At 73.6% G+C, this 25,581-nt stretch carries 28 protein-coding genes; 13 read left to right on the top strand and 15 right to left on the bottom strand.

What is annotated here, in order from left to right:
• The first annotated feature begins 107 nt into the window (after positions 1–107).
• Complete coding sequence (locus ABD332_RS38315) at positions 108–635, top strand: hypothetical protein (RefSeq protein ID WP_344508046.1); 528 nt, start codon at positions 108–110, stop codon at positions 633–635.
• 11 nt (positions 636–646) lie between these two features.
• On the opposite strand, the gene ABD332_RS38310 is transcribed toward ABD332_RS38315, so the two are convergent.
• The 4 genes from ABD332_RS38310 to ABD332_RS38295 all read right to left on the bottom strand — a co-directional run bounded on the left by ABD332_RS38310 (position 647) and on the right by ABD332_RS38295 (position 3,477).
• A complete protein-coding gene (locus ABD332_RS38310) occupies positions 647–1,024 on the bottom strand; it encodes a hypothetical protein (RefSeq protein ID WP_344508044.1) in 378 nt (125 codons plus the stop codon).
• A gap of 77 nt (positions 1,025–1,101) precedes the next feature.
• Complete coding sequence (locus tag ABD332_RS38305) at positions 1,102–1,677, bottom strand: DUF305 domain-containing protein (protein ID WP_344508042.1); 576 nt, start codon at positions 1,675–1,677, stop codon at positions 1,102–1,104.
• A 59-nt stretch (positions 1,678–1,736) separates the two neighbouring features.
• Positions 1,737–2,480, bottom strand: coding sequence for a lytic polysaccharide monooxygenase (locus ABD332_RS38300; RefSeq protein WP_344508040.1), 744 nt, complete (start codon positions 2,478–2,480; stop codon positions 1,737–1,739).
• Between the two features lie 124 nt (positions 2,481–2,604).
• Complete coding sequence (locus ABD332_RS38295) at positions 2,605–3,477, bottom strand: LysR family transcriptional regulator (protein WP_344508038.1); 873 nt, start codon at positions 3,475–3,477, stop codon at positions 2,605–2,607.
• Positions 3,478–3,547: 70 nt separating this feature from the next.
• Here ABD332_RS38295 and ABD332_RS38290 point away from each other — a divergent pair, with 70 nt between their 5' ends.
• Both ABD332_RS38290 and ABD332_RS38285 read left to right on the top strand, forming a co-directional pair.
• A complete protein-coding gene (locus ABD332_RS38290; RefSeq protein ID WP_344508036.1) occupies positions 3,548–4,495 on the top strand; it encodes an FAD-dependent oxidoreductase in 948 nt (315 codons plus the stop codon).
• A 7-nt stretch (positions 4,496–4,502) separates the two neighbouring features.
• Positions 4,503–4,880, top strand: a complete 378-nt coding sequence (locus ABD332_RS38285) for a YccF domain-containing protein (RefSeq protein ID WP_344508034.1) — start codon at positions 4,503–4,505, stop codon at positions 4,878–4,880.
• Here ABD332_RS38285 and ABD332_RS38280 read toward each other — a convergent pair.
• From ABD332_RS38280 to ABD332_RS38270, 3 genes are all read right to left on the bottom strand, one after another.
• Positions 4,877–6,742, bottom strand: a complete 1,866-nt coding sequence (locus tag ABD332_RS38280) for a hypothetical protein (RefSeq protein ID WP_344508033.1) — start codon at positions 6,740–6,742, stop codon at positions 4,877–4,879. The genes ABD332_RS38285 and ABD332_RS38280 overlap by 4 nt on opposite strands.
• A 74-nt stretch (positions 6,743–6,816) precedes the next feature.
• Entirely contained in the window at positions 6,817–7,122 is a 306-nt protein-coding gene (locus ABD332_RS38275; protein ID WP_344508032.1) for a hypothetical protein, read from the bottom strand.
• A 64-nt stretch (positions 7,123–7,186) separates the two neighbouring features.
• Positions 7,187–7,873 (bottom strand): IclR family transcriptional regulator, encoded by a 687-nt coding sequence (locus ABD332_RS38270; protein ID WP_033357786.1) that lies wholly within the window; start codon positions 7,871–7,873, stop codon positions 7,187–7,189.
• Positions 7,874–7,922: 49 nt separating this feature from the next.
• Between ABD332_RS38270 and leuC the strand changes: the two genes are divergently transcribed.
• The 3 genes from leuC (at position 7,923) to ABD332_RS38255 (ending at position 10,700) form a co-directional block, all read left to right on the top strand.
• Positions 7,923–9,335 carry a 3-isopropylmalate dehydratase large subunit gene (gene leuC / locus ABD332_RS38265; protein WP_344508030.1) on the top strand — a complete coding sequence of 471 codons (1,413 nt, stop codon included), beginning with the start codon at positions 7,923–7,925 and terminating at the stop codon, positions 9,333–9,335.
• 25 nt (positions 9,336–9,360) lie between these two features.
• Positions 9,361–9,948 (top strand): 3-isopropylmalate dehydratase small subunit, encoded by a 588-nt coding sequence (gene leuD, locus ABD332_RS38260; protein ID WP_344508028.1) that lies wholly within the window; start codon positions 9,361–9,363, stop codon positions 9,946–9,948.
• A 140-nt stretch (positions 9,949–10,088) separates the two neighbouring features.
• On the top strand, positions 10,089–10,700 hold the full coding sequence (locus ABD332_RS38255) for an HU family DNA-binding protein (protein ID WP_344508026.1): 612 nt from the start codon (positions 10,089–10,091) through the stop codon (positions 10,698–10,700).
• Positions 10,701–10,764: 64 nt separating this feature from the next.
• Here the strand turns inward: ABD332_RS38255 and ABD332_RS38250 are convergent, their stop codons facing one another.
• The 5 genes from ABD332_RS38250 to cofC form a co-directional block, all read right to left on the bottom strand.
• Complete coding sequence (locus ABD332_RS38250) at positions 10,765–11,634, bottom strand: NUDIX domain-containing protein (RefSeq protein WP_344508024.1); 870 nt, start codon at positions 11,632–11,634, stop codon at positions 10,765–10,767.
• On the bottom strand, positions 11,622–12,971 hold the full coding sequence (locus ABD332_RS38245; RefSeq protein WP_344508023.1) for a CYTH and CHAD domain-containing protein: 1,350 nt from the start codon (positions 12,969–12,971) through the stop codon (positions 11,622–11,624). Before ABD332_RS38245 ends, ABD332_RS38250 begins: the two co-directional genes overlap by 13 nt.
• A 150-nt stretch (positions 12,972–13,121) precedes the next feature.
• Positions 13,122–15,500 carry an RNA degradosome polyphosphate kinase gene (locus ABD332_RS38240; RefSeq protein ID WP_425552354.1) on the bottom strand — a complete coding sequence of 793 codons (2,379 nt, stop codon included), beginning with the start codon at positions 15,498–15,500 and terminating at the stop codon, positions 13,122–13,124.
• A gap of 57 nt (positions 15,501–15,557) precedes the next feature.
• Positions 15,558–15,755: a cold-shock protein gene (locus ABD332_RS38235; RefSeq protein ID WP_344508022.1), complete on the bottom strand. Its 198-nt coding sequence runs from the start codon at positions 15,753–15,755 to the stop codon at positions 15,558–15,560.
• 171 nt (positions 15,756–15,926) lie between these two features.
• Positions 15,927–16,547: a 2-phospho-L-lactate guanylyltransferase gene (gene cofC, locus ABD332_RS38230; protein WP_344508020.1), complete on the bottom strand. Its 621-nt coding sequence runs from the start codon at positions 16,545–16,547 to the stop codon at positions 15,927–15,929.
• A 73-nt stretch (positions 16,548–16,620) separates the two neighbouring features.
• Here cofC and ABD332_RS38225 point away from each other — a divergent pair, with 73 nt between their 5' ends.
• The 4 genes from ABD332_RS38225 (at position 16,621) to ABD332_RS38210 (ending at position 20,676) form a co-directional block, all read left to right on the top strand.
• Positions 16,621–17,328, top strand: coding sequence for a lysophospholipid acyltransferase family protein (locus ABD332_RS38225; RefSeq protein ID WP_344508018.1), 708 nt, complete (start codon positions 16,621–16,623; stop codon positions 17,326–17,328).
• 49 nt (positions 17,329–17,377) lie between these two features.
• On the top strand, positions 17,378–18,415 hold the full coding sequence (locus ABD332_RS38220) for an NAD(P)H-dependent glycerol-3-phosphate dehydrogenase (RefSeq protein WP_344508016.1): 1,038 nt from the start codon (positions 17,378–17,380) through the stop codon (positions 18,413–18,415).
• Positions 18,416–18,515: 100 nt separating this feature from the next.
• Complete coding sequence (locus ABD332_RS38215; protein ID WP_344508188.1) at positions 18,516–19,625, top strand: cystathionine gamma-lyase; 1,110 nt, start codon at positions 18,516–18,518, stop codon at positions 19,623–19,625.
• 61 nt (positions 19,626–19,686) lie between these two features.
• The gene (locus ABD332_RS38210; protein ID WP_344508014.1) at positions 19,687–20,676 is read left to right on the top strand and encodes a D-alanine--D-alanine ligase; all 990 of its coding nucleotides are present in this window, start codon (positions 19,687–19,689) and stop codon (positions 20,674–20,676) included.
• A 26-nt stretch (positions 20,677–20,702) separates the two neighbouring features.
• Here ABD332_RS38210 and ABD332_RS38205 read toward each other — a convergent pair whose 3' ends face one another.
• Together ABD332_RS38205 and ABD332_RS38200 are read right to left on the bottom strand one after the other, a co-directional pair.
• Positions 20,703–21,215 carry a DUF3515 domain-containing protein gene (locus tag ABD332_RS38205; RefSeq protein ID WP_344508012.1) on the bottom strand — a complete coding sequence of 171 codons (513 nt, stop codon included), beginning with the start codon at positions 21,213–21,215 and terminating at the stop codon, positions 20,703–20,705.
• Positions 21,216–21,449, bottom strand: a complete 234-nt coding sequence (locus ABD332_RS38200) for an Lrp/AsnC ligand binding domain-containing protein (protein ID WP_203846267.1) — start codon at positions 21,447–21,449, stop codon at positions 21,216–21,218.
• Between the two features lie 163 nt (positions 21,450–21,612).
• Here ABD332_RS38200 and ABD332_RS38195 point away from each other — a divergent pair, with 163 nt between their 5' ends.
• Positions 21,613–22,575, top strand: a complete 963-nt coding sequence (locus tag ABD332_RS38195; protein WP_344508007.1) for a thiamine-phosphate kinase — start codon at positions 21,613–21,615, stop codon at positions 22,573–22,575.
• Positions 22,576–22,603: 28 nt separating this feature from the next.
• Entirely contained in the window at positions 22,604–23,071 is a 468-nt protein-coding gene (locus ABD332_RS38190; protein ID WP_344508005.1) for a GNAT family N-acetyltransferase, read from the top strand.
• Positions 23,072–23,154: 83 nt separating this feature from the next.
• Here the strand turns inward: ABD332_RS38190 and rpmB are convergent, their stop codons facing one another.
• Entirely contained in the window at positions 23,155–23,346 is a 192-nt protein-coding gene (gene rpmB / locus ABD332_RS38185; protein ID WP_033357799.1) for a 50S ribosomal protein L28, read from the bottom strand.
• 217 nt (positions 23,347–23,563) lie between these two features.
• Here rpmB and ABD332_RS38180 point away from each other — a divergent pair, with 217 nt between their 5' ends.
• Positions 23,564–25,576 (top strand): DAK2 domain-containing protein, encoded by a 2,013-nt coding sequence (locus ABD332_RS38180; protein ID WP_344508002.1) that lies wholly within the window; start codon positions 23,564–23,566, stop codon positions 25,574–25,576.
• Positions 25,577–25,581 lie beyond the last annotated feature (5 nt).

Raw genomic sequence — 25,581 nt, 5'->3', positions numbered from 1 at the left:
AGTCTATGCACGCCCCGCCGTTCGCGGCCGCGATCAGCCGTCGATCTCACCAGACGCGTCCGTTCGGCTACTGTCCGCCAGATGGCGCCGGCGGCAGACTTCGCGAGGTGACTCAACCGCCGATCAACCAGCGGGGCCGGCGCTCCGGCCGGGCCCCGACCATCGCGATGGTCGCCTTCGTGGTGTTCGTCGTCGGTATCTGCGGCATCGCCGCGATCGGCGCGGGCGCCGAGCGCCCGGAAGACACCCGCGACGTGGCCCGCACGGGCGCACTCGCGCTGCCGCAGACGTCCGCGGCCGAAGCCACGCCCACCACAACGAGCGCCCCGGCGACGACACCACCCGTTACAAGCCCGGCCACCACGAACCCGGCGAGCAACCCCGTCACCGAGGCGCCCACCACCACGAACCCGGCAACAAAAGCGCCGACCAAGGCGCCCACCACGAAGGCGACCACGAAGCCCGCCGGAAACTGCAACCCGAACTACACCCCGTGCGTGCCGAACGACCCGGTCGACGTCGACTGCAAGGGCGGCAGCGGCAACGGCCCGTCATACGTCCAGGGCCCCGTCCGCGTCATCGGCGACGACGTCTACGACCTCGACCGCGACGGCGACGGCATCGGCTGCGACTAGGGCGGGAGCGGTCAGCCGGTCCGGATCGGCGAGCCGGTGGCGCCGTCCACGACGGTGCGGCGGTCGAGCGGGGCCTTCAGGGGGACCGGGGTGGACGTCGTCGTGGTCGGGACGGTGCCGCAGGAGCCCGGGGCCCTGGAGCGCAGGTGGGCGGTGAGGGTGACGGTCCGGGCGTCCTCGGCGACGTCGATGTGGTCGAGCGCGTCGCAGCTGGAGTACGTGAGCGACACCTCCAGCTCAGGGCTGTTGCCGGAGGCGGTGGCGACGGACGCGATCGGCGTCGTGGTCGTGGCGGGGCCGCGGGTCAGCCACCGGACCCCGAGCCCGGCGGCCAGGCCGATCACCGCGACCGCCGTCGCGACCAGCCACACCTTGCTTCGTGTCAGCATTGCAGACCCCCGTCCGCCGAAGCCGTCGTCGACACCCAAGGTAATGGGCGTCGATACGCGGCGGGGTCCCGGGAGTGTTACGGGGATTCCAGATAGCGCAGCATCTGCTGGATCTCGGCGGTGCGGGAGTCGGTGATGCGCTTGGCCAGGTCGAGGGCGCCGGGGTTGACGCCGGAGCCGGTCTCCATGCGGGCGATCTCGACCGCGTTGTGCTGGTGGGCGACCAGCATGTTGAGGAAGCGCTGCTCGAACGCGGTGCCGTCGAAGGTGGCGAGGGCGGCGATGTCGTCGGCGTTCGTGCCGTGGGCGCCGCCGTGGCCCGCGTGGGAGTCGGGGGCGGCGGTCGGGGGCTGGCTCCACGACTGGAGCCAGACCTGCATCGTCTTGGTCTCGTCGGCCTCGGTGACGTCGATCGCGGCGGCCAGGGTCCGCACGTCCTCGCGGACCGCCTTGGTGCGCGCCAGGCGCACCATCGCGAGCGCCTGCGCCTGATGGGCGACCATCATCTGGGCGAACATGACGTCGGTGTCGTTGAAGACCCGGGACGAGGCTGTGGCCCCGGCGGCACCGGCGGCGCCGGGAGGGGCCGGCTGCGCCGGGGCGGCGGCACAGCCGGCGAGGAGCAACGCCGAGACCAGTACTAGGAATCGCATCCGTTCCTCCTCCAGGAACCGGGGGTGCCCGGCGGACGGGCACCCCCGCGAGCATCGAGCTAGACGCGCTGCCAGAGCGCCGGGACGTTGGGCGGCTCCCAACCGGCGATGGCGGTGTGTGCCTGGCGGCACTGGTAGGTGGCGCCGCCGTACGTGACGCGGTCACCGGCCTTGTACGCGGTCCCGGCCGCCCACGTGCCACCCGCGGGCGGCGTGGTCGGGGTCGGGGTGGGGTTCACGGTCGGCGTGGGGGAGGGCTGGGTGGGCGTCGGGGTGGGGTTCCCGCCACCGCCGCCGACCTGCAGGTCCACGCAGGAGTAGAAGGCGTTGGGTGTGTCGGCGATGTTCCACCGGGCCAGGACCATGATCCGGCCGGTGCGCCCGCCGAGGCTCACCGTGTGGGAGACGGTCGCGCCGGGCTGGCGGCCGCCGTCGTCGATGACCGCGATGCGCGTGCCGCCGACGAAGTACTCCCAGGTGCTGGTGGAGTGCCGGGCGGTGAGCACCCAGTTGAACGTGACCGAGTTGCCGACGGCGGTCGCCGGCCAGCCCTTGTTGGGGTCGTCGAGCTGGGAGAACCGGCTGTTGCCGCCGCTGCAGCTCATCAGGCCCTTCGGGCCCTCGACGCTCTGCGGCTCGTAGACGATCTCGCCGCAGTTGGCGACCCGGCCCTGGGCACACATCGCCTGGCGGCTGGCAGGGGAAGAAACGTAACCGTGAGCGGCCGCCGGCTGAGCGGACGCGAGCAGTGACGTGGCGATGGCGCCGAGCGCCAGTGGAACCAGCGCGATCGTTCTTCGCATCGATCGCTCCCTTCGTGCAGTGGGGGTGATGCGGCCAATGTAAAGGAAGGATTGTTAACAGTAAATAACCTTTATGGAGATCGGTCGATAGAGCGCTCTCACTTAAGGTAGGGTCCAGCCGGCCTTAAGGCGACAGGAGCGCGACCAGGGCGCGGACCGCCGGATTCTTGCTGGAAGCGGCCCACGCCAGGCCGATGTCGACGGTCGGCGGCGCCCCGGTGAACCGGCGCAGGACCACGCCGGGCACCCGCAGCGCCGTCGCGCGCCCCGAAGGCACCGCCGCGATCACACCGCCCGCCGCCACGGAGCGCAGCAGCTGCTCGTCGTCCGGCTCGTGCCGGGCGAGCACGAAGCCGCCACCGGGCCAGACCTGCGCGACGATCCGGTCGTACATGCCGGGGCCGTTGTCGCGCGGCCACATCACCGCCGGCTCGCCGCGCAGCAGCTCCCGCGGCACCCGGCGGCGCGCGGCCAGGGGGTGCCCGGTGGGCAGCGCGAGCAGCAGCTCCTCGGTGCCGATCGGCAGCCACCGGATGCCTGGGTCGTCGACCGGTGGCCGCACGAACGCCGCGTCGTAGCGCCCCGCGAGCAGGCCGGCGACGTTGGGCGCGGTCCAGCCCGTCTCCGGCACGACCTCCACGAGGGGGTGCGCGGCGCGGAACCGCTCGACGAGCTCGTCGACGCTGCCGCCGCGGGCCGATCGCGTGTACGCCAACCGCAGCCGCCCGCCCTGCCCGCGCACCGCCGCGGCGATCCGCTCCTCGGCGGCGGCGACCTCCGCCAGCAGCGTGACCGCCTCCGCCGCGACGACCGCGCCGACCGGGGTGAGCGCGCAGCCGCCGCGGCCCCGCTCGACCAGCCGGGCACCGATCTCCCGCTCCAGGACGCGGATCTGCTGGCTGAGCGCCGGCTGGGCGATGCGCAGCCGGGCCGCCGCCCGCGTGAAGTGCAGCTCCTCGGCGAGGACCATGAAGTACCGCAGCCGCCGCAGTTCCATAAGCCAGGCTTATCAGACGGCAGCGAACCGGTCTTGGACGCCGCGGCGGGGAGGAGCACACAGTGAAGGCATGAGCGACGTGACAGTTCTCGGCGCCGGGATCATCGGGCTCACCTGCGCCGTCCGCCTGCAGGAGCACGGGCACACCGTGACGGTCGTGACCGCCGACGAGCCGGGGCACACCGTGTCGAGCCTGGCCGCCGCGGTCTGGTACCCCACCCGTACCGACGGCGACCCCCGCGTCCTGAGCTGGGCCGGCCGCACCTTCGACGAGCTGACCGCTCAGGCGGCGCGGGGCGTGCCCGGCGTCGTGCCCCGGCCCACCCGCATGATCCTGCGCCGCCCGCACGAGACGCCCTGGTGGGCCCCGGCCGTCCCGGACTTCGCGGAGGGGCCGGGCGAGTGGCGTTTCACCGTCCCTTCCGTGGAGATGCCGGTGTACCTGCGGAGCCTGCTGGACCGGTTCGGCACGGCCGGCGGGCGGCTCGTGCGGCACCGGGTCGAGCGCCTCGCCGACGTGCCGCGGCTCGTGGCCGGCGCGCGGGTCGTGGTCAACGCGACCGGGCTCGCCGCGCGCGACCTCGCGGGCGACCCCGCCGTGCACCCGGCCCGCGGCCAGATCGTCGGCGTCGCCAATCCGGGCCTCGTCACCTCGGTGCGTGACGAGGAACACCCGGCGGGCATGACGTACATCCATCCCCGTAGCCGGGACGTGGTCCTCGGCGGCACGTTCCAGCCCGGCGAGTGGGACACCGCCGTCGACCCGGCGACCACGGCGGCGATCCTGGCCCGCTGCGCCGAGCTGGTCCCCGAGCTGGCCGGGGCGCCGGTGCTGTGGCAGGCGGCGGGGCTGCGGCCCGCTCGGCACGGCGGCGCCAGGGTCGAGGCCGACCCGGTGGGGCTGCCCGGCGGCGTCCGCCTCGTGCACGCGTACGGCCACGGCGGCGCCGGCGTCACCCTCTCCTGGGGCTGCGCCGACGACGTCGTCACCCTCGCCGGTGGCGCGGCAGGCGCATGATCGAAGCATGATTCGCTTCGTGCTGAACGTGCTGTGGCTGATCTTCGGCGGCGGCTTCCTGTTGTTCGTGGGCTATGCCTTCGCCGCGGCGATCTGCTTCGTGCTCATCGTGACGATCCCGTTCGCGGTGGCGTCATGGCGGCTCGCCCTGTATTCGCTCTGGCCGTTCGGTCGGACGGTGCAGGCCAAGCCCGACGCCGGGGTGGCGACGGGCCTGGCCAACATCCTGTGGGTCGTGCTCGCCGGCTGGTGGCTGGCGCTCAGCCACGTGACGGCCGGGGTGGCGCTGTGCCTGTCGATCATCGGGATCCCGTTCGGGATCGCCCACTTCAAGCTCGTGCCGGTCGCCTTCTGGCCGCTCGGGCGCGAGGTGGTGGAGGTCTAGCCGATCAGGACCCGGGCCATGACGACGGTGTCGGTGCCGTCGTGGCCGACGGTCACGCCGATCCCCTTGGCCGGGGCGGTGCCGCCGCGCTCGCCGTCGACGTAGAACGCCGCGGTGGCGCCGGGGACCCCGCCCGCGGTCGCGGCGCGGAAGCGCTCGCTGTCGGCGAGTTTTCCGCCGGTACCGGCAGCGAACGTCTTCGTCCGCAGGACCACGTGCTCCTCGTGGACCTCGCACACCGTCCCGCCGGCCTTCAGCAGCGCGGCGAGGTCGGCCTGCAGCTGCTTGGCCGCGGCGGCGTCGGCGAGCCGCAGGTCGACCTGCAGCGGCTCGCCCAGCTCGTGCTCCTTGGGCTCCGGCCCGGCCACGGCGAACGTCACCGACGTCGCGGCGGCCATCGCCTTGTCCAGCGCCTGGATGGCCTTCTGGACCTCCTCCGAGCTGGGCTGGGTCGTCGTGAACGACCGCACCACGGTGCCGTCGCCCAGCTCCGGGTGCTCCCGGAAGTACTTCTCGATCGCCGCCGGGTCGGTGAGGTCGACGCCCGGCGGGAGCGTGATCACCTTATTGGGATCGACGCCCGGCGGCGGGGGGAGGTCGGCCAGGTCGATGTCGTCGGCGAGGCCGCCGAACCGGGCGAGCGGGAACAGGGTCGAGGACAGGATCACGCCGGCGCCGCCGAGGAGCGACAGGTCGCCGAGCGGGCCGCCGGCCGCGCCGGCCGCGGTCGCGTCCGCCGGCAGCGCGCCCAGGAGGGCGAGCGCGTCGGTGCCGGTGGAGGTGGCGGTGAGCGGCAGGCCCGAGCCGCCCGACACGCGGGCCCGCAGCTCCAGACCGTCGTCACCGGCCTGGACGCCGACGACGACCGTGCCCTTCAGCTCCGGCAGCGCGACCGGGGGGCCGGCGGCCTCGGCGTCGGTCTCTTCGCCTTCGACGTCGCCGTCGACGCCGAACGCGAGGAACTCCTGCGCCAGGTCGTCGGCGCGGGCCAGGTCGGCCCACGCGAGGCCGGGCTGGCCGGCGGGGAGCTTCGCCACAGCGGCGGTGAACGCGGGATCCTTCGACAGCGGAGCCTTCGCCGCCGCGGCGGCCGCCGCGGCCGCGGCCCGCTGGAGGTCCTTGCCGTCGAACGCGAGCAGCACGTGCCCGTCGCCGACGACGAAGCCGAGGTCGTCGGTGCCGGCCTTCTGCTGGGCGGCGGTGAGCGCCTTGCGGGCCTTGGCGTCGTCGCGGGAGGAGGCGACGACGAGGGTGACGGCCTTGGCGCCCGGCTCCGGGGCGGCCCACATGGCGACGCCGATCCGGTCGTCGAACCAGGAGGCCACGTCGTCGTAGCCGATGGGCGCCTCGAGGTCGGCGAAGATGTCGCGCTTCGTGTCGTCCAGGGTCTTCGGGCCGTTGCCGCCGGCCTTGCGCAGCAGCGCCTCGACCTTGACCCGCTGGCCGATGCCGGGGGAGAGGTCGATGCGGGCGAACGCGGCGACAGAGGCGGGCACGAGGTCCTCCGGCAGGGTGCCGGTCGGGCCGTTCCACATCCTGGCGAGCGCGAAGGCGCCGCCACCGAGCAGCACGGCGACCGCGACCGCCGCGGCGCTCAGGACCACGGCGAGCCGCCGCCGCGGCCGGACCGGCACCTCGGTGAGGTCGTCACCGGCCGCGAACGCCGGGGCGTCACCGTCGAGCGCGACGGTGTCAGGGTCCGCCTGGGAAGCGTCGACGGCGTCAGCGTCAGCCTGGGACGCGTCGACGGTCTCAGCGTCCGCCTGGGACGCGTCGACGGCGATGTCCGTCCCGGTGTCCGCCGTGGGCAAGGGGTCCTGGGGCAGCAGGGAATCGTCGGGCGATCGGGTGCTCTCGGACATGTGGCGTTCCTCCCCGTGGATGTCGTCGCGCATCGTAGCGGGAGGGCGGCGCCCGGGAGCACCCGATAAACCGGCTAGAACTGGGCGGCGATGCCCAGCAGCGCGGCGACCAGGACGATCAGGCCGAGCATGGCGGTCATGCAGCCGCCCCGCCCGCCGCTGCCGCCGCTCGGAGCCGGTGGCGCCGGCGCGGTCGGTGCGGTGGGGGTGTCGGGGCGCTGCGGGCCGTCCGGGGTCGGTGAGCCCGGCGCGTGCGACGGCCGGTCCGGGGCACCCGAGGGGGCCTGGCCGACGCCGGACCCCTCACCTTCCGGGGTGTCGGGTGCCTCGGAGAGGCCGTCGTCGATGGGCTCCGGGCTGGCGGGGGTGGACTCAGGCACGGGGGGCTCCTCAGTCAGACGGGCTCGATGTGCCGCACGCTACAGGCCCCCGATGTGCCGCACGTTACAGGCCGGAGAGGCGCTGCCCGGCCCGCACCACGGCCATCGCGTGGCGGTCGCCGGGGCGCCGGCCGAGCCGCTCGATCGGGCCCGACACGCTGATCGCGGCGATGACCCGGCCGGTCCGGTCGCGGATCGGCGCGGAGACGCTGGCCACGCCGGCCTCGCGCTCGGCGACGCTCTGCGCCCAGCCGCGGCGGCGGACCTCGGCGAGGGTGCGGCCGGTGAACTTGCAGCGCGGCAGCAGCGGCATCACCGCCTCCGGCGGCTCCCACGCGAGGAGCACCTGGGCGGCGGAGCCGGCGGTCATCGGCAGCACCGAGCCGATCGGCACCGTGTCGCGCAGCCCGCTGGCGCGCTCGGCGGCGGCCACGCAGAGCCGCTCGTCGGCGCGGCGGAGGTAGAGCTGCGCGCTTTCGCCGGTCGCGTCGCGCAGTGCGGTGAGCATCGGCTCGGCCGCGGTCAGGAGAACGTCCGGTGCCGCGTTGGCGAGTTCGCCCAGACGCGGGCCCGGCCGCCAGCGTCCTTGCGCGTCACGAACAAGCAATCGGTGGATTTCCAGGGCCTGTGCGAGCCGGTGCGCCGTTGCCCGGGGAAGCTTGGTCCGGTCCACCAGTTCGGCAAGGCTGGCGCCGTCGACACAGGCGGCCAGAATGACCACCGCCTTGTCGAGCACGCCGACACCGCTCATACTGTGTCCCACAGACCGAAACATACCTCCCAAACTTTAGGATGTCCAGATGGTGGGAGAAGCACGACCGCGGACGCTCGCAGAGAAGGTGTGGGACGCACACGTCGTCCGTTCCGCCGCAGGCGAGCCGGATCTGCTGTACATCGACCTGCACCTGGTCCACGAGGTCACCAGCCCGCAGGCGTTCGACGGCCTGCGGATGGGCGGGCGGCAGGTGCGCCGGCCCGACCTGACGATCGCGACCGAGGACCACAACACGCCGACCGACAACCTGCTGACGATCAGCGACCCGGTGTCGCGCACCCAGATCGAGACGCTGCGGCGCAACTGCGACGAGTTCGGCGTGCGCCGGCACTCGCTCGGTGACGCGCAGCAGGGCGTGGTCCACGTCATGGGACCGCAGCTGGGCCTGACCCAGCCGGGCATGACGATCGTGTGCGGGGACTCGCACACCTCCACCCACGGCGCGTTCGGCTCGATCGCGTTCGGCATCGGCACCAGCGAGGTCGAGCACGTCCTGGCGACCCAGACGCTGCCGCAGCCGCACCTCAAGACGATGGCGGTCAACGTCGTCGGCGAGCTCGCCCCCGGCGTCACGGCGAAGGACCTGGTGCTGGCGCTCATCACCCAGGTCGGCACCGGCGGCGGCCGCGGCCACGTGGTGGAGTACCGCGGGCCCGCGATCGAGAAGATGTCGATGGAGGGCCGGATGACGGTCTCCAACATGTCCATCGAGTGGGGCGCCAAGGCCGGCATGATCGCGCCGGACGAGACCACGTTCGCCTACGTCGAGGGCCGCGAGTACGCGCCGAAGGGCGAGGCGTGGGACCGCGCGAAGGCGTACTGGCAGACGCTGCGCACCGACGAGGGCGCGAAGTTCGACACCGAGGTGACGCTCGACATCACCCACCTCACCCCGTTCGTCACCTGGGGCACCAACCCGGGCCAGGGGGCGCCGCTGGGCGCGAGCGTGCCGGACCCGGCCGACTTCGCCGAGGACGCCGACCGCGTCGCGGCGCAGAAGGCGCTGGAGTACATGGACCTGACGCCGGGCACGCCGCTGCGCGACGTCGCGGTGGACGTGGTCTTCCTCGGCTCGTGCACCAACGGCCGGCTCGAGGACCTGCGTGCCGCCGCCGACGTGCTGCGCGGGCGCAAGGTCGCCGACAGCGTGCGCATGCTCGTCGTGCCGGGCTCCGCGTCGGTCCGCGCCGCGGCCGAGGAGGAAGGGCTCAACGAGGTCTTCACCGCGGCCGGCGCCGAGTGGCGCTTCGCGGGCTGCTCGATGTGCCTGGGCATGAACCCGGACACGCTGAAGCCGGGCGAGCGCTCCGCCTCGACCTCCAACCGCAACTTCGAGGGCCGGCAGGGCCGTGGTGGGCGCACCCACCTGGTGTCGCCGCAGGTCGCCGCCGCAACCGCCGTCGTCGGCCGCCTGGCGGCCCCCGCGGACCTGAACTGACCGAGAAGACAGGCAGGAATCCGACATGGAGAAGTTCACCGTCCACACCGGCACGGCCGTCCCGCTGCGCCGGTCCAACGTGGACACCGACCAGATCATCCCCGCCGTCTACCTCAAGCGCGTCACCCGAACCGGGTTCGAAGACGGGTTGTTCAACGCGTGGCGCTCGGATCCCGCATTCGTGCTCAACAATCCCGCGTACACGGGCGCCTCGATCCTTGTCGCCGGGCCCGACTTCGGCACCGGATCGTCGCGCGAGCACGCCGTCTGGGCGCTGCAGAACTACGGCTTCAAGGCGGTCGTCGCGCCGCGTTTCGGCGACATCTTCCGGGGCAACGCGCTCAAGGCCGGTCTCCTGCCCGTCGAGCTGGACCTCAAACTCGTCGAGGAGCTGTGGGCCGCGATCGAAGCGGATCCGCAGTTGGCGGTAACGGTCGATCTGCAGGATCGGCAGTTGCGTGCGGGGGACCGTGAATGGGCCTTCCCGATCGACGATTTCAGCCGTTGGCGCCTGCTGGAAGGCCTGGACGACATCGGTCTGACGCTGCGCCACGAGGATGCCATCACCGCCTTCGAACAAGGCCGTCCGGAGTGGACACCCGTCGTTCACTAGGCCCCGCCTGGGCGTCTCGATGAGCCACCGGCCGAATCCGTTGCTCCACAACGATTTCTTTTCCGTCTAATGTTTGTATTCTGTGAGCGTTGGGATACCTTGCCCACAGGGACTTCATTTCTGGTACGGGAGGAAACAACGTGAACAAGGCCGAGCTCATCGAGGCGCTCAGCGCTCGCCTGGGCGACAAGAAGTCGGCAAACGCGGCGCTGGACGCGGTGCTCGCCGAGATTCAGGCCGCCGTGACCAAGGGCGACAAGGTCGCCATCACCGGTTTCGGTGTCTTCGAGAAGCGCGTGCGTGGTGCGAGAACCGCGCGTAACCCGCGCACCGGTGAGGCCGTGAAGGTGAAGAAGACGTCGGTTCCCGCCTTCCGGGCCGGCGCCAGCTTCCGCGAGATGGTCGCCGCCGGCAAGGTGCCGAAGGCCGCGCCGGCCAAGAAGGCAGCCGCCGCCACGAAGACCGCCGCCGCGAAGGCGACGACCGCCAAGGCGACGACCGCCAAGGCCACCACGGCGAAGGCCACCACGGCGAAGGCCGCCCCGGCCAAGGCCGCCACCAAGGCGACCGCGACCAAGGCGGCGGCGAAGGCCGCTCCGGCCAAGGCCGCCGCGACCAAGGCCGCCCCCGCCAAGAAGGCCGCCGCGAAGACCACGCGCGCCGCCGCGTCGACGACCGCGCGCAAGACGGCCACCGCCGCCACCACGACGGCCGCCAAGAAGGCGCCGGCCAAGAAGGCCGCCGCCAAGTGAGGTAAGGCAACGGAAAAGGGGCGGCGCCGCGAGTTCGCGGCCCCGCCCCTTCCGTTTTTGTGCGTCAGACCCGCAGCGGGCGCACCGGATCCCAGCCGAGGAGCCGGTCACCGCTGAAGGTGAGCATCCAGCCGGCGCCCTTGCGGGTGTGGAAGTCCACATTGGTGCGTCCGGTCAATGCGGTCAGCAGCGGCGGCATCAGCTTGCCCTGGCTGCACACGACGCTCGCCCCGCCCCGCGCCGCGAGGGCCCGCAGCGCGGCCGCGGCCGCCTCGGGGGACCGCCCCTCGTCGAACGCGCCGTCCAGGTCGAACGGCAGCCCCAGCGGCTCCACCGTCTGCCGGCACCGCAAGGGGGTGGCCGACACCACCCACTCGGGCCGCAGGAGCCGCAGGAGGGCGCTCAGCGCCGCCGCGTGGCCCACGCCGGCCGTGTCCAGCGGGCGCTCCGCGTCCGGGCCGGCCCACTCCTTGCGCTTGCCGGCGTGCGCGTGGCGGACCAGGGCGACCACCGCCGTCACGGGCGGCAGGTCCAGGAACGCCTTCACCACACCCCGGTCGTGCGCGTAGCTCAGCAGCGCGGGCGCCTGCGCGACCGGCACCCAGCGCGCCTCCTCGATCTCGTCGTCCGCCGGCCGGTCCTGCCACAGCAGCGCCCGCATCGACCAGTAGTCGACGACCTTCTCCACGCCCGGCTCGCTGGTCAGGTAGCGGATCGAGGGCAGCCGGGCCTGCGGCACGCCCCGCACCAGCGTCTCCTCGTGGACCTCCCGCACCGCGGCGGCCAGCTCGTGCTCGCCGGGGTCGACCTTGCCCTTGGGCAGGGACCAGTCGTCGTACCGCGGGCGGTGCACCAGCACGATCTCGACACCGTCCCGCGCCGGGCGCCACACCACGCCACCCGCCGCGCGGACGACCGTGTTCACTTCAGCCATGCTGTGGTGTTCTCCTCGCAGACCGCGGCCCACACCGCCGGGAACGCGGCGCGTGCCCGGGTGACCGCGGCCCGCTCCCGCTCGAACAGTCTGCCCGCCGTGACGGCGAGACGGTGGTCGCCACGGTCGAGGAACCGCGCCACGAAGAGCCACGTGTCGGCCGCGGTCGCCGCGTCCTGGTGCTCGCCGAGCACCTTCTGCGCCTTCGCGACCCGCTTGGCGAGCACCGCGGCCTCGGGGCCGGGCACCCAGGAGAACGCGTACCGGGCCCGCTTGGCCAGCTTGCGCACCTCGTGCCAGTCGTCGTCGGGCAGCTCGGGGGTCAGCGCGTCAGCGCCGGCCACCAGCTGCCGCCACGGCTTGCGGACCAGACCCGGCAGCACCCGCCCGGCGGGTGCCCCGTGCCGGCCGACGAGCCTGGGCGGGCGGGTCAGCGCGTCGAGGAGCTGGACGTAGCGCGGCGAGCGCAGCGCCTCGTCCAGCGCCGACAGCGCCGTCTCCTGCCGCCCGGCGAGCGCGGCGTCGATCCGGCCCACCGACTCGGCGTCCACCGCCACGAGCGGGTCGGCGGCGGCGGTCACGTGCAGCCGGGCCCGCATCACCTCGATGTCGCGGGCGCCGCCGAGCGCGCCGGCCAGCCGGCCCAGCTCCGCCCGCAGCGGCCGGCTCCAGGCCGGGTCGAGCAGCGCCTGGAACGTCTGCAGGTCGCTGCGCAGCCGCCGGGTGCCGACCCGCATCTGGTGCACGGGGGTGTCGCCGTTGGGCATCGTCTCGCGCAGCCGGGCGAACGCGTCGTGCCGCAGGATCCGCCCGACGCCGTCGCGCAGCGCCTCGGTGAGGACCGCGCCGGCGCTGTCGTCGGGCTCCGGCGGGGGCGCGGCGCCGTCCGGGTCGGGCACCGCGCCGGCCGCGGTCAGCGCGCCCGCGATGCGGGCCAGGTCCTCGGGCGTGCCGTCGACCGGCAGCACCTCGACCCGCCGGGGGCGGCGGCCCGTCCCGCGCTCGGACAGGAGGCGGACCTCGGCCAGTACACCACCCGCCGCCGACGACACGTGCACGGCTGAGCGGACCGTCCTCACGGCGCCGAGGTCCGCGCCGCGGCGGAAGGCGGTCACCGCGTCGAGCAGGTCCGGCGGGACGACGCCGGCGCCCGCGGCCTGGCTGTGCAGCTCCCGGCCCCGCCGCGGCAGCAGCAGCGTCCACGTGCCGTCGCGGTGCTGGCGCAGCGACACCCCGGCGCGGGCGAGGGCGCCGTCCGGGGTGTCGTGGAAGGTGGCGTCGACGTCGCGGCCGTCCAGGTCGGGCAGCGTGAACCCGTCCCCGACAACAAACCTCACGCCGCCGCCTCCGCTGCGCTCCGGCGACGACGTGAGACAGCCGCTGTGTTCATGGTTCGCACGCCTCCGCTGCGCTGCGGCGCGCTCACGCCGCTGCCTCCGCCGCGACCGCGCCTGTGGTTCGCGGGCCTCCGCTGTGCTCTGGCTCGCTCACGCCGGCTCCACGCGGTCGACGATGCGGCGCAGCAGGGCCTCCTGCGGGTTCTTGCCCTGCCGGCGGTGCCAGGTGCCGTCCCCGGCCAGCTCGAACGCGCCGGTGTCGTCGCTCATCATCAGCTTCAGCACCCGGTCGAGCTCGCCGGCCGCGACCGGGTCGGTGACCTTGACCAGCGCCTCGACCCGGCGGTCGAGGTTGCGGTGCATGAGGTCGGCGGAGCCGATCCAGTACTCGGCGGAGGCGTCGCGGCCGAACCGGAACACCCGCGAGTGCTCCAGGAACCGGCCGAGCACCGACCGGACCCGGATGTTGTCCGACAGGCCCGGCACGCCCGGCCGCAGCGCGCAGATGCCGCGCACGATCAGGTCGACGCTCACCCCGGCCTGGCCGGCGCGGTAGAGCGAGTCGATGATCTCCTCGTCGACCAGCGAGTTGACCTTCAGCTGGATCAGGCCCTGCTCGCCGAGGGAGATCTCCCGGTCGATCCGGTCGATGATGCCGCGCCGGACGCCGTGCGGCGCGACCAGCAGGCGGCGGTAGGAGGTCTGGCGGCTGTACCCGGTGAGCACGTTGAACAGGTCGGTGAGGTCGGCGCCGACCTCCGGGTCCGCGGTGAGCAGCCCGTAGTCCTCGTAGAGCCGGGCCGTCTTCGGGTGGTAGTTGCCGGTGCCGACGTGGCAGTACCGCCGGATGTGGTTGCCCTCCTGGCGCACCACGAGGGCCGTCTTCGTGTGGGTCTTGAGCCCGACGAGGCCGTAGACGACGTGGCAGCCGGCCCGCTCCAGCGTCCTCGCCCAGCCGATGTTGGCCTTCTCGTCGAACCTGGCCTTCACCTCGACCAGCACCACGACCTGCTTGCCGGCCTCGGCCGCGTCCACGAGCGCGTCCACGATCGGGGAGTCGCCGCTGGTCCGGTACAGCGTCAGCTTGATCGCCAGCACGTTGGGGTCGGCGGCGGCCTGCTCGACGAAGCGCTGCACGCTGGTCGAGAACGAGTGGTACGGGTGGTGCACCAGGATGTCGTGGTCGCGCAGCCGGGCGAAGACGCTGCGCGGGGTCTCGCCCTCGGCGAAGTGCGGGTGGGTCGCCGGCACGAACGGCTGGTCCTTCAGCGACGGCCGGTCCACGCCGTTGTAGATCTCCCACAGCGCGGTCAGGTCGAGCAGGCCCGGCACCCGAAGCACGTCGTGGGAGTCCATGTCGAGCTCGCGGACCAGCAGCTCCAGCACGTGGTCGGAGATCGACGCGGCGACCTCCAGGCGCACCGGCGGGCCGAAGCGGCGCCGCGCCAGCTCCCGCTCCAGGGCCTGCAGCAGGTCCTCGTCACGGTCCTCGTCCAGCTCGACCTCGGCGTTGCGGGTCACCCGGAACAGGTGGTGCTCGACCACCTGCATCCCCGAGAACAGCTGCCCGAGGTGTGCGGCGATCAGCTCCTCCACCGGCAGGAACCGCACCGTGCGCACGCCGTCGCGGGTGGTCCGGTCCAGCGCGTAGAAGCGCGGCACGTTGTTGGGCACCTTGATCCGGGCGAACAGCTCGGGGCCGCCGTCATGCTCCCGCACCACGACCGCCAGGTTGAGCGACAGGCCGGAGATATAGGGGAACGGGTGCGCCGGGTCGACGGCCAGCGGCGTCAGCACCGGGAAGATCTGCTCGCGGAACGACGTGCGCATCCGCTCCCGCTCGGCCGGGTCGAGGTCGCTCCACGGCACGATGTGGATGCGCTCCTCGGCCATCGCCGGGGCGATCTCCTCGGCGAAGACCCGCGACTGGCGCGCGACCAGCGCGGTGGTGCGCTCGGCGATCTGCTCCAGCTGCTCCGTCGGCGGCAGGAAACCGGGGCGGCGCACCGGGATGCCGGTCTGCAGCCGCCGCTTCAGGCCCGCGACCCGGACCATGTAGAACTCGTCGAGGTTGCTGGCGAAGATGGCGAGGAACTTCGCGCGCTCCAGCAGCGGGGTCGCGGGGTCCTCGGCCAGGGTCAGCACCCGGGCGTTGAAGTCCAGCCACGAGAGCTCCCGGTTGAGATACCGGTCCTCGGGCAGCGGTTTCTCGGATGGTACGACCAGCGCGTCGGACTCGGCGTGTGTCTCACCGGGGGACTTCTGGGTGGGGACCAGCGGGGGCTGCTCCGTCACCGTCTCGCTCATGGTGACCTCCTCGGGCTCGGCCTGATTCGCCTGCACGTCTTCACCGGGTGCTGGTGCCGCGGCCTTCGTCGCCCGCCGGACCCGTGGCGCGGTGCCGCCCGCCGGAGGGGCCGCCCGTCGCGGTGCCGCCTTGCGCGGGGCGGCCTTGGGAGGCGCGCTCTGCGGGTCGGAGCGTTGCGCTGCGTTACGGGGGCGGCTGCGACCGGTCGGCGTCTCGTCCACCGGATCATCATGGCCCGTTTGTGCCGATCTGAACATGAACTTCCCGCTGCTTGGCCACTACGGGAAGGTGGGCAGCGTGACCTTGACGACGGCCCCGGCGGCGTCCCGGTCGATGCGGACCCGCTGCCCCAGGCGGAGGTGACGCAGGCCCGACGCGTCGAAGGCAGCAGCGGGGAATCGCAGCTCAGCACCGTCGTCGAGCAGCACCGTGCCGGTGCGGGTGTCGTCGTCGAACGTCGCCACGGTCCCCTGCATCAGTCCACGCTACCGCGCATCGATTTCCGGCGCGTGTCTCGCGTCACCGCGGCGCCGCCGCTGCCACCCGCGGCCGTCCTGCTCGATGGCACCGGGGTGCTCTTCGTCACTCACCGGTGCCGGCCGTCCTGCGCGGGGCGGCGCAGGGGTGGTCGTCAGGCGGGCGTGTCGTCAGGCGGGCGTGCAGAGGATCTCGCCGGTGTGGGGGCCGAGGCCGAGGCCGGTGGCGGCGTCGAGGTCGGCGGCGGTGTCGACGTCGCGGCGCAGGCTGGGCCAGTCGCCGTCGAGCCGGACCGCGCCCGAGCGCAGGTGCGCCGCCGCCGAGCCGGGCCCGAAGTGCGGGTCCAGGGCCACCCCGGCGGGCGCGGCGAGCAGCACGGTGCCGCTGCCCTCCAGGTCCGGCACGAACGCGCGGCGGCCCAGCGCCTCCGCCGCGGCCAGGGCGACCGCCAGGTCGGCGGGGCGCATCGCCGGCAGGTCGGCGGTCAGCGCGACCACGGGCGCGCCGCCCGCGGCCCGCGCCCCGAAGGTCAGCGCCGCGTTGAGTCCGGCGGCCGGGGTGTCGGGCAGGCAGGTGGCGCCGTCGGCGACGAGCTCCGCCCGCACCAGCGGGTCGTCGCAGACCGCGACGACCCCGGCCACCGACGGGCAGGCGAGCGCCGCCGCGACCGTGTCACGGGCCATGGCCAGCACCAGGCCGGGATGCGCGGGCCGCGGGACGGCGCCGCGCAGCCGTGTCTTCGCCGCACCGAGCGGCTTGACAGGCACGACCGCCACCCAGGTGCTGAGCATGACCCATCCTGACACGGCGCCACGGCGCCCGGCAGTGGCATGATTCGCAGCAGAACCGTGAGGGGAGGGTGAGATGAAGCGCCGGAGGCTCGGCTTCTGGCGGCGTTTCGCCGTCATGACCGTGAAGCCCACGATCCAGATGCTGACCCGCCGGACCTGGACGGGCATGGAGCACATCCCCGCCGATGGTGGGGTGATCATGGTCGTCAACCACATCTCCCATGCCGACCCGCTCGCCGTCGCGCACTACATCTACGACGCCGGCCGATGGCCGTCGTTCCTGGCCAAGGCCAGCCTGTTCAAGGTGCCGGTGCTGGGCTACCTGCTGCGGGCCAACCACCAGATCCCGGTCCACCGCGGCACCACCGACGCCGTGAAGGCCCTGGAGGCCGCCCGGGCGGGCGTCCGCGGCGGCGAGGCCGTGGTGATCTACCCCGAGGGCACCACGACCCGCGAGCCCGACCTGTGGCCGATGCGGGGCAAGACCGGCGCCGCCCGCCTCTGGCTGGACACCCACGCGCCGATGGTCCCGATCGTCATGTGGGGCCCCGAGCGGATCTACGACCCGCGCACCAGCAAGCTGAAGCTGCTGCCCCGCGCCGACGTGACGATCATCGCCGGCGCCCCGATCGACCTGTCCGCCTGGGACGAGGCGCAGCCGACCGCCCAGACGCTCAACGAGATCACCGACCACATCATGCTGCACCTCCGCGACATGCTCGGGGAGATCCGGGGCGGCACCCCGCCGCCGCTGTGGACACCGCGCAAGACGCTCGCATGAGCGCGCCCGAGCGCAGCGCAGGACCGTACATGAGCATGACGGAGGGCATATGAGCATTCGACGGGCCGCGGTGCTCGGGGCCGGGTCGTGGGGCACGGTGTTCGCCAAGCTGCTCGCCGACGCCGGCACCCCGGACGTCACCGTCTGGGCCCGCCGGCCCGCCGTGGCCGAGGCGATCCGCGAGCGGCACATGAACCCGGACTACCTGCCCGGCACGTGGCTGCCCGGCGCGATCACCGCGACCGACGACGCCGCCGAGGCCGTCGACGGCGCCGACCTGGTCGTGCTCGCCGTGCCGTCGCAGACGCTGCGCCACAACCTGGGCTCCTGGGCGGGCACGATCCGCTCCGACGCCACGCTCGTCAGCCTGATGAAGGGCATCGAGCTGGGCACGCTCAAGCGGATGAGCGAGGTGATCGTCGACTCCGCGGGCGTCGAGCCCGACCGCATCGCCGTCGTCACCGGGCCCAACCTCGCCCCCGAGATCGCCGCCGAGCAGCCCGCGGCCACCGTGGTGGCGTGCACCGACTTCCGGCGCGCCGAGCTCGTCCAGCGCGCGATCAGCACGCGCTACCTCCGGCCGTACACCAACGACGACGTCATCGGGTGCGAGCTCGGCGGCGCCGTCAAGAACGCGATCGCGCTCGCCTACGGCATGGCCTCCGCGCTCGGCTTCGGCGACAACACCCGGGCGACGCTGATCACCCGCGGGCTCGCCGAGACCACCCGCCTCGGCGGGGCGCTCGGCGCCAACCTGATGACGTTCGCCGGGCTCGCCGGCCTCGGCGACCTCGTGGCGACCTGCTCCTCGCCGCTGTCGCGCAACCGCACGTTTGGCGAGCACCTCGGCCGCGGCGAGACCCTGGAGCAGGCGCAGGCCGCCACCCGGCAGACCGCCGAGGGTGTCAAGAGCTGCCTGTCGATCCGCGATCTGGCGCACAGCGTCGGCGTGGAGATGCCGATCACCGAGCAGGTCGAGCTGGTCTGCCACGAGGGCGTCGACCCGCTCAGGGCGCTCGCCGCGCTGATGTCCCGCGAGACCAAGCCGGAGCGGCCCGGCGTCCCGTCGACGGCGGAGCATCAGTAGGGTTTTCCGCATGACCGGCCCGCAGCGCGGCGGGGAGGCCGGGCATCGGGGGCGCTGGTTCCGACTCAGGGCGGCGCCGGAGCGCAGCGGAGGCGACGCCATGACTGGTGACGGCACGCGGGTCGTGCACGCCGGGGTGCCCGAGGCCGTGCCCGGCCGGCCCTTCCTGCCCGGTCCGGCCTTCGGCGCGCCGTACCACCTTGAGCCGGTGCTGGGGCCGCAGCCGGGCGTCGACGGTTACGGGCGCACCGACAACCCGACCTGGCGCGCGCTGGAAGGCGCGATCGGCGAGCTCGAGGGCGGCGAGTGTGTGACCTTCGCCTCGGGCATGGCCGCCATCAGCGCCGTGCTGCTGAGCGTGCTGCGCCCCGGCGACACCGTCGTCGTGCCCGCCGACGGCTACTACAAGACCAGGGCGTTCGCGGCGTCGTACCTCGGCGAACGCGGCGTCACCGTCGTCGAGGCGCCGACCGCGGGCCCCTACCCGGCCCTGGGGACCGTCCGGCTGCTGCTGGTGGAGACCCCCGCCAACCCGGGCCTCGACGTGTGCGACATCGCCGAGCTGGCCGCGCGCGTGCACGCCGGCGGCGGGCTGGTCGCCGTCGACAACACCGCGGCCACCCCGCTCGGGCAGCGCCCCCTCGACCTGGGCGCCGACATCTCCGTCGCGTCCGGCACCAAGGCCCTGACCGGCCATTCCGACATCCTGCTCGGCTACGCGTGCACCCGCGACCCGCAGCTCGCCGCGGCCCTCACCGGCTGGCGCGGCGCCACGGGCGCGGTGCCCGGCCCGTTCGAGGCGTGGCTCGCGCACCGCTCGATCGGCACCCTCGACCTGCGCCTGGCCCGCCAGACCGCCAACGCGGCCGCCGTCGCCGAGGTGCTCGCCGCGCACCCGGCGGTCGTCTCGGTGCGCTGGCCCGGCCGGCCCGAGGACCCCGCCCACGAGGTCGCGTCCCGGCAGATGCGCCGCGTCCCGGGCGTGGTCACGTTCACGCTCGCCGGCAAGGCCGCCGCCGACCAGTTCCTGCAGGCCGCGACCCTGGTGTTCGCCGCCACCTCGTTCGGCGGGCTGCACACCTCCGCCGACCGGCGGGCGCAGTGGGGCGACGACACCCCCGAGGGCCTGATCCGCCTCTCGTGCGGCGTCGAGGACACCGATGACCTGGTCGCCGATGTACGGAAGGCACTCGACGCGATCGGCGCCTGACGCAGCGTGGGATGCTGACCAGCCGACAGCGCGAGCTTGACCTTGCGGTTAGGGTCGGCGCGTGGAAACGCCAGAGAAGACCCGGGTCGCCGTCGTGTTCGGCGGCGGCAGCACCGAGCACGCCATGTCCAGCGTCGGCGCCGCCGACCTCCTCGACGCCCTCGACACCGACGAGTTCGAGATCGTGCCGATCGGGGTGACCCAGGAGGGTCGCTGGGTGCTCGGCGCCGCGGCGGCGGGCTCCTCGCCGGTGTCCACGGATCTGGTGCCGGCCGGCGCCGCCGTCACCGTGGTCGACGCTCGCGACGGGGTGGCCCGGCTCGGCGGCGTCGACGTGGTGTTCCCCGTCCTACAGGGCGCCTTCGGCGAGGAGGGCACGATCCAGGGCCTCCTCGAGATGGCGGACCTGCCCTACGTCGGCTCCGGCGTGCTCGCCGCGTCGGTGGCGATGGACCACGACTTCCTGCGCAAGCTGGCCGTGGCGTCGGGGCTGCCCGTCGCGCCCTACGTAGTGCTCAGGGACTCCTCGGACGTCGCCGGTGCCGACCGGGAGCGGCTCGGGCTGCCCGTCGTCGTCCGGCCCGCCCGCGGCGCCGGTGGCATGACCGAGATCACCGACTGGGCCGAGCTGCCCGCCGCGGTCGCCGCGGCCCGCGCCGTCGACGCGAAGGTGGTCGTCGTCGCCGCCCCCGCCGGCCGCAGGGTCACCGTCGGCGTCCTCGACACCTCGGGGCAGCCCGAGTCCAGCGTGCCCGGCGAGATCGTCGACGGCCGGGTGACCGCGCCGGCCGACCTCGACCGTGCCGTCGAGCGCCGCGCCCGCGACCTCGCCGTGAAGGCGTTCGTCACCCTCGACTGCGCCGGGCTGGCCATGGTCGAGTGCACGGTCACCTCCGGCGGCGAGGTCCTGTTCGACCGGATCGACACCATGCCCGGCTTCGACCCCGGAGCGGCGTTTCCCGTGGTGTGGCAGGCCAGCGGCGTCGCGTACACCACCCTGATCACGCAACTGGTCAAGGCGGCGGTGCGGCGGGGGACGGGCCTGCACTGACCTGTGTCAGGCGCTCCGCGTGGCGTTCAGCAGTGCGTCGTGCCCGGGTCCTCGTAGGGCACCGTCTCGGTGATCGGCGCCGACAGGTGCGACAGCCAAGAGCCGTCGGCCTTCTTCGGCACCACGACCCGCAGCGGGACCTGGCGGTCGATCGTGGTCCAGACGGTCTCCTGCTTGTGCTCCTCCGGATACCAGCAGACGCCGGAGACGCCCAGCAGCTGGGCGTCGCGCGGGACCGCCCGCTTACCGACCGTGCCGCAGGACAGCACGATCGCCGGGTCGCCGAAGGCCACGTGCTGCTCGGTGCCGGCGCTGACCGGACGCCGGTGCAGCCCGCCGAGGGTCTCTGGCATGCGTGCCACCAGTGCACGGCAGACCACCGTCGTGGCCTCGTCCATGGCCACGGCGTCGGTGCGGACGGTGCCGGTGGCCTCCGCCTTGGGGAAGCCGCCGAGCAGCCAGAACGCCAGGACGCCGACCAGCAGCGCGACGGGGATCGCGGCGACGGTGGCGATCCTGGCGGGGCTCTTCGCCGTCATCTATAAGTGCACCACCGAGCACGTCAGCGTGCGGGTGATGCCGGGCACCAGCTGCACGTTGCTGACGATCAGTTTGCCCAGCTCGTCGACGCTGCGCGCCTCCGTGAGCACCACCACGTCATACGGCCCCGTGACCGCGTCCACCCGGACGACCCCGGTCAACTCCTGGATGGCGGTCGCCACATCGCGTGCCTTGCCGACCTCTGTTTGGATCAGGATGTATGCCTGTACCACGACACGACTCCTTCCTGCGCCGCGCGAGCGCTGATCAGCGCTGAACCTACCGCACCATGGGATACAGCGGACCAGCAGCCGTGCGTGATCGTGCCACAACACGCTGCGTTACCCGCAACATCGCGCATTCAATGTTCAGTTTTCTGTTTGCTTTGGAGGACGGGTGACCGTTGCAACCGCCGGGGAGTTCGGGCTCATCTCACGGGTGACGGCCCGGCTCGGGGCGCCCTCGCCCGTGGTCCTGCTGGGGCCCGGCGACGACGCGGCCCTGGTCGCAGCGCCTGACGGCCGGGTCCTGGCCAGCACCGACGTGCTCGTGGACGGCCGGCACTTCCGCCGCGACTGGTCCTCCGCCCGCGACATCGGCCACCGCGCCGCCGCCGCCAACCTCGCCGACATCGCCGCCATGGGGGCCCGGCCGACGGCGCTGCTCGTCGCGCTCTGTACCCCTGCGAACCTCGAGATCACCTGGGCGGAGGAGCTCGCGGACGGTCTCGCCGCGGAGGCGGGCAAGGTCGGCGCGGTCGTCGTCGGCGGCGACATGTCCGCGAGCCCGACCCTGACCATCGCGGTGACGGCCCTGGGCCACCTGGAGGGCCGCGAGCCCCTGGTGCGCACCGGCGCCCGCCCCGGCGACGTGGTCGCGATATGCGGCCGGATCGGCTACGCGGCAGCCGGGTACACCATCCTCTCCCGCGGCTTCCGCTCCCCGAAGCTGCTGGTGGAGGCGCACCGCCGGCCGCAGGTGCCCTACGCTGCCGGGCCGTCGGGCGCCCTCCTCGGCGCCACCTCCATGATCGACGTCTCTGACGGGCTGCTCGCCGACCTGGGCCACATCGCGACCGCCAGCGGCGTCGGGATCGACCTGCGCCGGTCCGCGTTCGTCGTGCCCGAGCAGATGCGTGACGCGGCGACGGCGCTCGGCGTCGACCCGTACGGCTGGATCCTCGCCGGCGGGGACGACCACGCGCTCGCCGCCACCTTCCCGCCGTCCGTGGAGCTGCCCGACGACTGGCGCGTCATCGGCGAGGTCCTACCGGCCAGCCTGTTCACCGCCGGTGACGGCGTGACCGTCGACGGTAGGCGGTACACCGGAGGAGCCCCAGGCTGGGACCACTTCCGGTAACGAGTGGTCGCTTCTATACCCTTTACGCGTGACTGAGCTCGACATTCGACTGACCCGCTACGGCTCGCGGGTCGCCACCGAACTCATCAGCGCCACGCTCGCCGACCTGAGCGTGCGCTACGGCGGATCGGGGGACACCACCCCCATCGAGCCCGGTGACTTCGACCCGCCGCTGGGCGGCTTCTTCGTCGCGTACATCGACCACGCGCCGGCGGGGTGCTGCGGCTGGCGGACCTTCGCCGAGGACGAGAGCACCGCGGAGCTCAAGCGGCTCTACGTGGACCCGGCGTTCCGCGGGCTCGGCCTGGCCCGGCGGCTGATCGCGGCGGTCGAGGACTCGGCCCGCGCGGCCGGGCGGAAGCGGGTCTGGCTGGAGACCGGGACGGCGCAGCCGGAGGCGATGGCCCTGTACGAGTCGGCCGGCTACGCGCTGATCCCCGACTTCGGGCACTACAAGGGTTATCCGAGCGTGCGGTCGTTCGGGCGGTCGCTGTAGCGCGTTGAAAAAGGCCCCGCCGATGGCGGGGCCTTTTTGCTGCTGGTGCTTTGCTTGTGGTGCTTTGCTGCTGGTGCAGGCGATCAGCCGCGAACGACCTTGCCGGCCTTGAGGCAGGAGGTGCATGCCTGCACCTTCCGCGTGGTGCCGCCACCGGCCGGGGTGCGCACCGTCTGAATGTTGGGGTTCCAACGGCGGTTGGTCCGCCGGTGCGAGTGGGACACGTTGTGGCCGAAGCCCGGTCCCTTGCCGCAGACGTCGCACACGCTAGCCACGGGGATCTCCTGGGATTGATTGCGTCTCGGGCTGGACCCCTCCACCGGCCGGGCCGGGGGCGGACTCCAGGTGTCGCCGACCGGTCGACCGGCGGGCAACCCCGCAAGGTTACCTGATGAGCCCCGCTGACTCCCAATCGGGCCTTGCCGGGGTCGCTTTCCTGGGGCTCGGGTGGCGAGCGGGGAAATTGTCGGTGGTCGCCGATAGGCTCGGCGCGTGCCAGTGAATGTCGATGCTGCTGCTGTTCGCCGGTGGTGTGCCGCCGGCCTCGACGCGCTGCGCCGGCACCGGTCCGAGATCGACGCCCTCAACGTCTATCCCGTGCCTGACGGCGACACGGGGACCAATCTGGCGTTGACCATGTCCGCCGCCACGGCCGCCGTGGAGGCCGCGCCTGGCTCCTCCAGCGCCGGGGAGCTGCTCGCGGTCGCGGCAAGGGGCGCGCTGCTGGGCGCCCGGGGCAATTCGGGCATCATTCTGGCCCAGCTGCTCAAGGGCCTCGCCACGTCCCTGGCCTCGACGCGGGCGATCGGGCCGGCCGAGCTGGCGGCGGCGCTGGAGCGGGCCGCGGCGTCGGCGTATGCGGCGGTGGCGGCTCCCGTGGAGGGCACGGTCCTGTCGGTGGCGTCGGCCGCGGCCCGGGCGGCTGCCGGCGCGTCGTCGCGGGTCTCGGCCGGCGGGTCGAGCGGTCCCGGCGGTGGGCCGTCTGCGGCGGGTGGGTCGTCACCTGGGGTCGGCGGCGGGTCGCCGGGGGGCGGGGACGGGTCGCGGGGTTCCGGGGGGTCGTTGCGGGGTTCCGGGGGTGAGCTGGTGGGGTCCGGCGGGTCGTCGGCGGGGTTTGGCGGTGAGTCGGGAAACTTTGGCGGGTTGTCGGCGGGCTCCGGTGGGTCGTTGCCGGGGGACGGTGGTGAGGCGGCGGGTTCCGGTGGGTCGTCGGCGGGCTCCGCGGCCGGGGCGGCGTCGGTTGGTGCTGGCGGGGCGTTGTGGGAGCTCGGGGGCGGGGCGGGTTGGGGCGGAGTGGTGGAGGTGGCGCGGGCGGCGGCGGAAGGTGCCCGGGTGGCTCTCGCGCGCACGCCTGAGCAGCTGCCGGCGCTGGCCAGGGCGGGGGTGGTCGACGCCGGGGGGCGCGGGCTGGTGGTGCTGCTGGAGGCGTTCGTGACCTCGCTGACGGGGGAGACGCCGCCGGTGCCGGTCGACGTGCCGGCCCGGGTCGCCGATCCGGGTGGGGTGATGGAGCGTGAGGCGGGGTCGGTCGAGTTCGGATATGAGGTGCAGTTCCTGCTGGACGCCCCGGCCGCCGCGATCGAGCCGCTGCGGGAGGCGCTGAGCGCCCTCGGTGACTCGCTGGTCGTCGTCGGGGACGAGCCGACCTGGCACGTGCACGTCCACGTCAACGACGTCGGGGCGGCGATCGAGGCAGGGATCGTGGCGGGGCGGCCCAGCAGGATCACAGTGACGCGGTTCGCCGAGCAGATCGCCGAGCGGCGGGCGGCCGACGCGGCAGCGCCGTCCGGTCCAGTGGGCGCGATCGGGTCTGAGGGCACTGTTCGTACGCCGGCCGCGACCGAAAACGAGAGTGCCAGCTCGGGGATCGTCGTCGTGTGCACGGGGCGGGGGCTCGCTGAGCTGCTCGCGGCCGAGGGGGCCACGGTCGTGACCGGGACGCCGTCGATGGCGGAGGTGCTCGCGGCGATCCGGGCGACGGGCGCGGGCAGGGTGGTCGTCCTGCCCAACGACGCCAACGTGCTCGCCGTCGCCACTGCGGCGGCGGCCGAGGCAAGGACGGCCGGGATCCGGGCGGGTGTCGTGCCGACCCGGTCGCCGGTGCAGGCGCTGGCGGCGATGGCGGTGCGGGACACCGGGCGCAGGTTCGAGGACGACGTGATCGCGATGGCGGAGGCCGCGGCCCGGTGCAGGTCGGCGGAGCTGACGGTGGCGGCCCGGGAGGCGCTCACCGTCGCCGGGCGGTGCCAGCTCGGTGACGTGCTCGCCGTCGTCGACGGGGAGGTCAACCTCATCGGGCAGGACCTGGAGCGCACCGCGTGCCTGCTGCTCGACCGGATGCTGCTGGCCGGCGGGGAGCTGGTCACCCTCATCGCGGGGCAGGGGGCGCCGCCGGGGCTGGGGGAGACGCTGCGGCGGCATGTCGCGGGGGCGTGGCCGTTCGTCGAGGTGCAGTGCTATGAGGGAGACCAGCCGCACTATCCGCTGCTGGTCGGGGTGGAGTGAGACCG

This window comes from Dactylosporangium maewongense (assembly GCF_039531485.1).
In the GTDB taxonomy this organism is placed as follows: Bacteria; Actinomycetota; Actinomycetes; order Mycobacteriales; family Micromonosporaceae; genus Dactylosporangium; species Dactylosporangium maewongense.
The sequence above is the reverse complement of the archived record's forward strand: the minus strand, read 5'-3'. Positions and strand labels throughout refer to the sequence as shown.

Excerpts from the sequence above, each read along its gene's own strand:
- ABD332_RS38310 (WP_344508044.1), bottom strand. The coding sequence starts at position 1,024 with ATGCTGACACGAAGCAAGGTGTGGCTGGTCGCGACGGCGGTCGCGGTG.
- ABD332_RS38305 (WP_344508042.1), bottom strand. The coding sequence starts at position 1,677 with ATGCGATTCCTAGTACTGGTCTCGGCGTTGCTCCTCGCCGGCTGTGCC.
- ABD332_RS38300 (WP_344508040.1), bottom strand. The coding sequence starts at position 2,480 with ATGCGAAGAACGATCGCGCTGGTTCCACTGGCGCTCGGCGCCATCGCC.
- ABD332_RS38295 (WP_344508038.1), bottom strand. The coding sequence starts at position 3,477 with ATGGAACTGCGGCGGCTGCGGTACTTCATGGTCCTCGCCGAGGAGCTG.
- ABD332_RS38290 (WP_344508036.1), top strand. The coding sequence starts at position 3,548 with ATGAGCGACGTGACAGTTCTCGGCGCCGGGATCATCGGGCTCACCTGC.
- ABD332_RS38285 (WP_344508034.1), top strand. The coding sequence starts at position 4,503 with ATGATTCGCTTCGTGCTGAACGTGCTGTGGCTGATCTTCGGCGGCGGC.
- ABD332_RS38280 (WP_344508033.1), bottom strand. The coding sequence starts at position 6,742 with ATGTCCGAGAGCACCCGATCGCCCGACGATTCCCTGCTGCCCCAGGAC.
- ABD332_RS38270 (WP_033357786.1), bottom strand. The coding sequence starts at position 7,873 with ATGAGCGGTGTCGGCGTGCTCGACAAGGCGGTGGTCATTCTGGCCGCC.
- leuC (WP_344508030.1), top strand. The coding sequence starts at position 7,923 with ATGGTGGGAGAAGCACGACCGCGGACGCTCGCAGAGAAGGTGTGGGAC.
- leuD (WP_344508028.1), top strand. The coding sequence starts at position 9,361 with ATGGAGAAGTTCACCGTCCACACCGGCACGGCCGTCCCGCTGCGCCGG.
- ABD332_RS38250 (WP_344508024.1), bottom strand. The coding sequence starts at position 11,634 with ATGGCTGAAGTGAACACGGTCGTCCGCGCGGCGGGTGGCGTGGTGTGG.
- ABD332_RS38235 (WP_344508022.1), bottom strand. The coding sequence starts at position 15,755 with ATGCAGGGGACCGTGGCGACGTTCGACGACGACACCCGCACCGGCACG.
- cofC (WP_344508020.1), bottom strand. The coding sequence starts at position 16,547 with ATGCTCAGCACCTGGGTGGCGGTCGTGCCTGTCAAGCCGCTCGGTGCG.
- ABD332_RS38225 (WP_344508018.1), top strand. The coding sequence starts at position 16,621 with ATGAAGCGCCGGAGGCTCGGCTTCTGGCGGCGTTTCGCCGTCATGACC.
- ABD332_RS38220 (WP_344508016.1), top strand. The coding sequence starts at position 17,378 with ATGAGCATTCGACGGGCCGCGGTGCTCGGGGCCGGGTCGTGGGGCACG.
- ABD332_RS38215 (WP_344508188.1), top strand. The coding sequence starts at position 18,516 with ATGACTGGTGACGGCACGCGGGTCGTGCACGCCGGGGTGCCCGAGGCC.
- ABD332_RS38205 (WP_344508012.1), bottom strand. The coding sequence starts at position 21,215 with ATGACGGCGAAGAGCCCCGCCAGGATCGCCACCGTCGCCGCGATCCCC.